Annotated in this window: 3 protein-coding genes; all 3 read right to left on the reverse strand. The window is 72.0% G+C overall.

From position 1 onward, the window contains the following. Window positions 1–99: 99 nt before the first annotated feature. Entirely contained in the window at window positions 100–825 is a 726-nt protein-coding gene (locus tag IM632_RS08230) for an ABC transporter ATP-binding protein (RefSeq protein WP_296479931.1), read from the reverse strand. Continuing rightward, on the reverse strand, window positions 822–2,081 hold the full coding sequence (locus tag IM632_RS08235) for an FtsX-like permease family protein (RefSeq protein WP_296479932.1): 1,260 nt from the start codon (window positions 2,079–2,081) through the stop codon (window positions 822–824). The genes IM632_RS08230 and IM632_RS08235 overlap by 4 nt, the downstream gene beginning before the upstream one ends. Further along, window positions 2,078–2,533 (reverse strand): efflux RND transporter periplasmic adaptor subunit (locus tag IM632_RS08240; RefSeq protein ID WP_296552201.1); only part of this gene is annotated, 456 nt, incomplete at its 5' end. The genes IM632_RS08235 and IM632_RS08240, both read right to left, overlap by 4 nt.

Genomic DNA, 2,533 nt, shown 5'->3' on the forward strand with positions numbered 1-2,533 from the left:
ACGGCATGCGACAAACCCAACCCCGCAACATCGAAGCCACCTGGCGAAAAGTCGGAGACCTCATCGAAGCCTTCACCCCAAAAGAGTGCGCCAACTACCTCAGAAACTCAGGTTACGGTTCCATCTAAAAGAGTCATGCTCGAGCATCCGGATCCGCCGGTCCGCGGCCTCGGCCACGCCCGCATCGTGGGTCACGCAGATGATCGCCCGGCCCTCCTCGTGGGCGAGGCGCTGGAACTCGGCGATCACCACCGCCGTGTTGGTGGTGTCGAGGTTCCCCGTGGGCTCATCGCAGAGCAGGATGGCCGGGTCGTTCGCGAGGGCGCGGGCGATGGCCACCCGCTGCCTCTGGCCGCCCGACATGCGGTCAGGCCGTCGGCCCGACAGGCCCGCCAGTCCCAGCCGGTCCAGGAGATTACGGGCCCGCGTCGAGGCTTCCCGGCGGGTCAGCCTGCCGAGCCGCTCCATGGGTAGGGCGACGTTAGCCTCGGCGGTCAGCTCTGGAAGCAGGAAGTGGAACTGGAAGATGAATCCCAACCGAGTCAGTCGCAGGCGGGTCCGGTGGCCCTCTCCCAGATCGCGCGTGGCCTCGCCTGCAAAGAGCACCTCCCCCCGGGTCGGCCGGTCCAGCAGGCCCATCAGGTAGAGCAAGGAGGACTTACCGCACCCGGAGGGCCCCAGGATGGCGGTGAACTCCCCGGGACGGAAGACGAGGGAGACCTCGCGCACCAGGTGGGCGGGTTCCGGATCCACCAGGACCTTGTCCACGGACCTCAGCTCCAGGACGGGCGGCGGATCGCCGGGGTGGGGAGTCTCGCCGGTCACGCAGCCCCCCTGAGGATGTCGACGGGGTCCACGGCGGCGGCCTTGCGGGCGGGGAGCCAGGCGGCCACGAGGGCCGAACCGAGGGCCGCCGTCCCGGCGATGACGAACTGGTGCAGGCCGCGATCCAGGGGAATGACCAGGGGCCGTCCCTCTATGGTCAGGGGCAGCCGCGAGAGGGCCTCCAGCATGGCGGCGCCGAGCAGGAAGCCGGCCAGGGCGCCGATGACGCCCACGGTCAGCCCCTCCAGCAGGAAGATCCCCTCCACGTCTCGGTCGGTGAAGCCCATGGCGCGCAGGATGGCGATGTCCCGCCGCTTGTCCGTCACGCTGGTGGAGACTGAGGTGTAGATGCCGAAGCTGGCCACCAGAAGGATGGCCGAAATCACGGCGTACATGACGACGTTGCGCACGACGAGCAGGTTCAGGATATCCCGGGAGCGCTCCTGCCAGGACTCCCACTTGTAGCCCCACCGCGCCTCGAGGACGCCGGCGGCGGCTTCGGCGCCCGCCGGATCGGCCAGGCGAAGGTGGATCTGGTTGACGATGTTCGGCCGCGCGAACAGGACCTGGGCCGTGCGCAGGAGGCCGTAGGCGGTGTTGTCCCCGGCGTAGAAGCCCTGGATGGCCTCCGGCTCGATCAGGGCGAGGATCCGCATCCGCTGGGTCACCCCGGCGGGCGAGGTGGCGACAAGGGTGTCGCCGAGCCGGGCCCCGAGCCTGTCGGCCAGGGGGCGGGAGATGATGATCCCGTCGGGCCGCGCCTCGAGGTCCTCGAGCCTCCCGCCGACCAGGCTGACGTCGATCTTCGCCATCCGGCCTTCGATGCGCGGGTCCACGCCGCTAAGGGCCACCGCCTCGGTCCGCCCGGCGAAGGACAGGGTGACGGCGCCGTTCAAGGAGGGGGCGGCGAGGGCGCCCGGCAGGGCGCCGAGGTCGGCCAGCATGGCGGGCCAGTCCTTCAGCCCGCGGACCTCCTCCCTCGGCCGCACGCCGGAGACGGTCACGGCCGCGGCGGGGCGCGCCTGCACGGCGGGCTGCGGCCCCGGAAGCCTCTGCTCGTCCCGTACGATCACGTGCGGCGCGCTGTCGACAAGGGTGGCCACGAAGTCCTTCTGGGACCCGGACATCATCCCGGAGACCGCCAGGAAGAAGGCGACCCCTACGGCCACCCCCGCGACGGCCACCACGGTCTGGCGGGTGCGCACCGCCAGGTGAGCGGCGGCGATCCGGACCAGGACCCCGAAGTGGGGCCTCACCGGCCGGCGTCCGGCGCGGCCGTGACCCGGGCGCCTTCCTGCAGGCGGGCGGACGGGGAGAGGATGACGCGCTCGCCGGCGCCGAGACCCTCGAGGACCTCCGTGCGCTTCACGCCCCGCGCGCCCGTCGTGACCGGCCGGGCATGGGCTCGCCCCTCCCGCACGACCCAGACCCGGCCGTCGGAGAGGGCCTCGGTGGGCGCCAGGAGGGCGGCGGCGCGGCGCGCCACCACGAGGTTGGCCTCGACAGTCATGCCGGGCCGCAGGGGCGTGCCGGCGGGCACGGCGAGGCGGGCGCGGAAGACGCGGCTGGCGGCGTCGCCCTGCGGCGTCAGCTCGGTCAGGCGGGAAGGGAAGGTCTGGCCCGGGAAGGCGTCGGATTTCAGGACCGCCTCCTGGCCGGGCGCCAGCCGGCCGATGTCCCGTTCATCGATGTCGGCGGTGATCCGCAG

The organism is Phenylobacterium sp., from assembly GCF_020402505.1.
In the GTDB taxonomy this organism is placed as follows: domain Bacteria; phylum Pseudomonadota; class Alphaproteobacteria; order Caulobacterales; family Caulobacteraceae; genus Phenylobacterium.